Source organism: Streptomyces sp. UNOC14_S4, from assembly GCF_020740835.1.
GTDB lineage: Bacteria > Actinomycetota > Actinomycetes > Streptomycetales > Streptomycetaceae > Streptomyces.
Window position 1 is genome coordinate 1 of the sequence record NZ_JAINFC010000546.1, and the last position, 4,918, is coordinate 4,918.

4 protein-coding genes and 1 pseudogene are annotated in these 4,918 nt (G+C 72.8%); 3 read left to right on the forward strand and 2 right to left on the reverse strand.

Translation table 11 applies throughout. From position 1 onward, the window contains the following. Positions 1–520 precede the first annotated feature (520 nt). Both K6I34_RS31655 and K6I34_RS31660 read left to right on the forward strand, forming a co-directional pair. Positions 521–688 carry a hypothetical protein gene (locus K6I34_RS31655; protein WP_229331347.1) on the forward strand — a complete coding sequence of 56 codons (168 nt, stop codon included), beginning with the start codon at positions 521–523 and terminating at the stop codon, positions 686–688. A gap of 3 nt (positions 689–691) precedes the next feature. Then, positions 692–1,666: pseudogene (locus K6I34_RS31660) on the forward strand (RNA-guided endonuclease InsQ/TnpB family protein); the annotation flags it as partial. A gap of 158 nt (positions 1,667–1,824) precedes the next feature. Here K6I34_RS31660 and K6I34_RS31665 read toward each other — a convergent pair. Then, entirely contained in the window at positions 1,825–2,658 is an 834-nt protein-coding gene (locus K6I34_RS31665; protein ID WP_229331348.1) for a RimK family alpha-L-glutamate ligase, read from the reverse strand. Further along, positions 2,655–3,527: a RimK family alpha-L-glutamate ligase gene (locus tag K6I34_RS31670; RefSeq protein ID WP_229331350.1), complete on the reverse strand. Its 873-nt coding sequence runs from the start codon at positions 3,525–3,527 to the stop codon at positions 2,655–2,657. The genes K6I34_RS31665 and K6I34_RS31670 overlap by 4 nt, the downstream gene beginning before the upstream one ends. 338 nt (positions 3,528–3,865) lie before the next feature. Here K6I34_RS31670 and K6I34_RS31675 point away from each other — a divergent pair. Next, the coding region (locus K6I34_RS31675) for a PAS domain-containing protein (protein WP_229331352.1) at positions 3,866–4,918 on the forward strand (1,053 nt) is incomplete at its 3' end.

Sequence of the window (4,918 nt, forward strand, 5' to 3'; positions counted from 1 at the left end):
GGGGTGGCGCGTCCTCGGCCACCCGTCCGGTCTCGCGGATCTTGCGCAGCAGGCTCATACGGGCTCCCTCGGGTCGGCGTCGCCGGCCCTCACGAAGGTGCGGCGGCCGTCTCCCGCCGTCACGGCGCGCGCCCGGGAGACGGCCACCGGTCGCAGGGGCCGGGGAAGGCGCGCGTCGCGCGGCGGGCTCCCGCGCCGGGGCTCCGGCGGCGTCCGCGGGTCGGCCCGGCCCGGTCGCCCCGTTGCATGAGGACTGACAGTGAGACTGGAATCTGCCCCGTGAAACGCTCTGCCCGGCCAGGGGTTACGTACGGCTCCGGCTGCTGTGACGGCATGGGCTGCTGGGGCGGGTGGTTCGAATCGGCGTATTGCGTACGGCAGTATCTGCGAGGGCGAGCCACGTACCGGGGCGGTGGTGTGCGCCTCCTGGACGCAACCGCCGTTGGTCGGCGAGATGTACGGACGGCGGCATGGTTCGTCCGCACGCCGAGGAACTGCGAGCCGCCCCGAGCTGGGGGCTGTGACGACCGCAACATGGTCGAGCGTGCAGGTCGTGGAGGCGTTGATGCTCAGTGTGTTCGCGACGGGTGCGGCGATGTTCGGGGCGCCCCACGGCCCACTCGAAGCCGTATCGCGCCCGGCGCTCCGCGAGACGGAGACGGCCGCCGCGCTCGACGTGGTGACATAGGCGCGGGGACTGTCTGCTCAGCCTGCTCTGCACGTCCTGCGGAAGGTTGCCGACGCCTACACCGTTTTGCGGGCGAACGTCCGGGCTGGAAACCTTGGCAGGGCGGACTCCAAGCGCCGGATCAAGGCGGAGTCCAAGCCCGTCAGGTTCCGGGCCGATGCGGCTCAGCCGTATGACGACCGGTGCCTGTCCTGGCAGTACGACGCTGGGACGGTGTCCATCTGGACCACTGCCGGTCGTCTGCGTGGTGTGCGGTTCGTCTGCTCCGAGCGGGCCCGTAAGGCGCTCGCCGAGTTCCGCAAGGGCGAATCGGACCTGGTCCTCCGGGACGGCATGTGGTTCCTCGTCGCCACGTGCGAGGTTCCCGAGGCCGAGCAGATCGAACCCGTTGACTTCCTCGGGGTTGATCTCGGCATCGTGAACATCGCCACGACTTCGGACGGGAAGATCTACGCCGGGCGTCGGCTGAATCGGTACCGCAAACGTCAGCTTGCTCTGCGGGCGAAACTTCAGGAGAAGGGAACCAAGTCCGCGAAGCGGGTCCTGAAGCGGCAGCGCCGCAAGGAGTCCCGTAAGGCCACCGAGGCCAACCACATCATCGCCAAGCACATCGTGACCGTGGCTGAACGCACCGGGCGCGGGATCGGCATGGAAGACCTCGCCGGTATCCGCACGCGGGCACGGCTGAGAAAGCCCCAACGGGTCACGCTGCACTCTTGGGCCTTCGCCCAGCTCGGACGCTTCGTGGAATACAAGGCCAAGCGGGCCGGTGTTCCCGTCCTGTTCATCAACCCGGCCCATACCTCCCGCATGTGTTCGGAGTGCGGCCACATCGACAAGGCGAACAGGGTCTGCCAGGCCAGGTTCGTGTGCAGGTCGTGCGGATTCGTTGATCACGCCGACTGCAACGCCTCCCGCAACATCCGCGCCCGTGCGCGGCAGTTGTGGCGACGCGGGGCGGAGTCACACGCCCCCGCACCCGCGCAGGGTGCTGGACGCGGACGCCAGTATCACAGCCGGTGATGCCCGTACTGCAAGCCCGGCTCTCACTCAGGACCGGGCAGTTGACCGTCTCGGGGAACCCGGGGCCCGCCACAGGCTGATGCCCAGGAGGCGCATCGGCACCTGCAGTAGCGTCAGGCTCCGATGGCGAGTCCGCGCGGGCGGTAGTCGCCGGACGCGGTGCGCAGCGCGAGCTCCGCGAGGGCCTCGGGGGCACCCTGCTGGCCGCGGATGCCGGGGAAGGCGTTGACGTCGACGACGACCGGGCCGTCCGGCGTGTCGATCAGGTCGACGCCGTAGACGTCGAGGGCGAAGACCTCACCGGCGCGCCGCACCACGTCGAGCCACTGCTCAGGGAGGTCGGCGGCACGGACAGGCTCGGTGTCGCGGGGGCCCGCGGCGAGCTCCGAGCGGCGGAGGGCGGCGAAGACCCGCTCGCCGACGACCCACAGTTTGCGGTCCCAGCCGTCGTTGGGGGTCCAGTCCTGGACGACGACCGGTTCGTCCGGCCACTGCGCGGCCAGCGCGCGCAGTTCCGCCGCGTCGTCCACCTTGGCGACGAGGTCGTGGCGGCGGCTGTGGCGGCTCTTGACGACCAGCGGGTAGGTCAGGCCGTACCGGGCGGCCAGGCGCGGGAGGGTGGTGGTGGCGCCGGTGACCGCGAAGGGCAGGCCCGCGGCGAGCGCGGTGTCGGCCATGGCCGTGCGGTCCTGGCACAGTTCGGTGGCGTCGGCGGAGTTCAGCACGGGGGCGCCGTGCTGTTCGAGGTAGCGGGCGAAGGCCAGGGCTCGCGGGGTCCGGGTCTTCAGCAGGTAGACGTCGGCGAGGGACTCGGGGGCGCGGGCCGGGGAGGGCAGCGTGGCGTGGACCGGGTCCAGCGCCTCCACCTGGTGATGGGGGGTCAGCAGCGCGGTGGTCGCGGCCAGCAGCGGGTGGTCGGGCGCGGGTGTCAGCAGGCCGATCCTCACGCGGCGCCCCCGACGGGGGCGGGCGCGGCGGCGGTGAGCAGCGGCGCGGTGCCGTGCCTGGCGGGGCCCGCGTCGGCGAGCCGCAGGATCGCCCAGGCCACCTTGGCCACCGCGTCGGGCACCTGACGGAAGCTCGGGAAGTCGTTGACGTCGACGACCACCGGGCCGTCCGGTCCGAGGACGACGTCCACGCCGTACAGGTCGAGGCCGAAGACGGCGCCGACCTCCGCGGCGACGGCCGCCACCTCGCGGGTGAGCGGCACGTGGCGCTCGCGCGCGGGTCGGTCGGGGTGGAGCGGCGAGCGGCGCTCGGTCGCGTAGAACTCGCCGTCGACGCAGTACACCTTGAGGTCGACGCCCGAATTGGGCACATACGGCTGGGCGATCAGCAGCCCCCCGTCCGGCTCCGCCGCGTCGGACAGCTGGTCGGGGGACGGCACGAGGCGTACGGCCCGGCCGGAGCTGCCGTCGGCGGGCTTGACCACCAGGGGCCAGGCGGCGTCGGGGAGCTCGGCGAACTCCTCCGGGCGGACGGCCGCGTAGGTCACGGGGACGGGCAGGCCGTGGCTCTCGGCGAGCACGGCGGCGAGGGCCTTGTCCCGTACGCCGCGTATGGCGCGGGCGTCGTTGACGGTGGTCAGGCCGACGGCCGCGGCGGCCTCCAGCAGGGTCAGGCCGGGGCCGCCGGAGACGGTCTTGAGCACCCAGGCGTCGTGCTCGCCCGCGCGCACCGCCCGGGAGAGCGTCAGGAGGGAACCGCCCGGCCGCAGGACGTCCACCTGATGGCCCCAGGCGGTGAGTTGGCGGATCACGTCCACCGGCATTCCGTCGCGCCGGTACTGCTCCTCCACCAGGAAGCAGAGTCTCATGTGGTGCACCCTCGTAATCCCCGGACGTCCGCCGAACCCGCCCGGCGGAACTGTGACGGCTCAGGATGTCATGGGTGTACGGGCGGGAACGCCGGGGGCTGTCTCAATTCCGTAGCAACTGGATCGCCGGATGCCGGAATTCAGCCGAAACCAACCGACTGATTCCGATGTCAGTCCCCCCGGCCGGGCTTGCCCGCCCGCACCCCTCTGACCTGCGAGGATCGCAACGGCACACCCCCCGCATCCGGTCGTCCACGGTGCGTAGGCGACGCTCCGTGAGGCTTGAGCGGTGGTACGTGGGGGAAAACCGTTAAGAGACGAGGAACGGGTGAAAGCCGATGGATGCCCAAGCCGATACTTCTCCCGAGCCGGCGGCGGTGCCCGTCGCCGCCGTCGACGGGCGGGGCACCGTCAGCCTGTGGAGCCCCCTGGCCCAGCGGCTGCTGGGGCACGGCCCCGACGAGATCGTCGGGCGCCCCGCCTCGGCCCTGCTCGCCGAGCCGCTGCCCGTCTCGGCGCTGAAGGCGCTGGCCGCCACCGCCCCATGGGAGGGCCTGCTGGCCACACGGCACCGGAACGGCGGCACGGTGAGCGTTCCCGTCCGTGCGTGCCCCTGTCCGGACGGCGACGGCGGCGTGGACTGGCTCGTTCTGACGGCTCCGCGGGAGGGGCCGGAGCCCGCGCCCGATGCCCCGGGGACGGCCCTCGCGCTCAACGAGTGGGCGTTCCTCCAGTCCCCCATCGCCACCTCCGTCTACGACCGCGACCTGCGGCTGGCGGGCCTCAACGACGAGATGCTCCTCCTGACCGGGCAGCCCGAGGCCCGGATGCTGGGGCGGCGCCTCGCGGACATCCACCCGGGCGCGCCGTACGAGGAACTCGGCATGCTGATGGCCCGGGCGCTGCGCACCGGCGAGACCATCCGTACGGACATGTACTTCCGTGCGCCCGGCGAGTCCCGGGAGCGCGCGTGGGCCACCTTCCTCACCCCGTTCAGGGACCCCGGCGGCCGGGTGCAGGGTGTCTCCCTCTCCGCCGTCGACCACACCGAGGAGCACCGCGCCCGGCAGCGGCTGGCGCTGGTGAACGACGCCGGGGCGCGGATCGGTACGTCCCTGGACATGACCCGCACCGCCGAGGAGCTCGCGGAGGTCACCGCCGGGCCGTTCGCGGACTTCGTCGCCGTCGACCTGCTCGACTCCCTCCTCCAGGGCGACGGACGCCAGGCCCCGCCCGCGCGCGGTCCCGGCGCCCTGCGCCGCGTGGCCGCCCGCTCCGCCGACGGCTCCGCCCACGGCAGCGGGCCCGCCACCGCACGCCGCTGCCCGCCCGGCTCCCCGCCCGCCCTCGCGCTCGCCTCCGGCCGCCCGTCCCTGCACCGCGGCGACGAC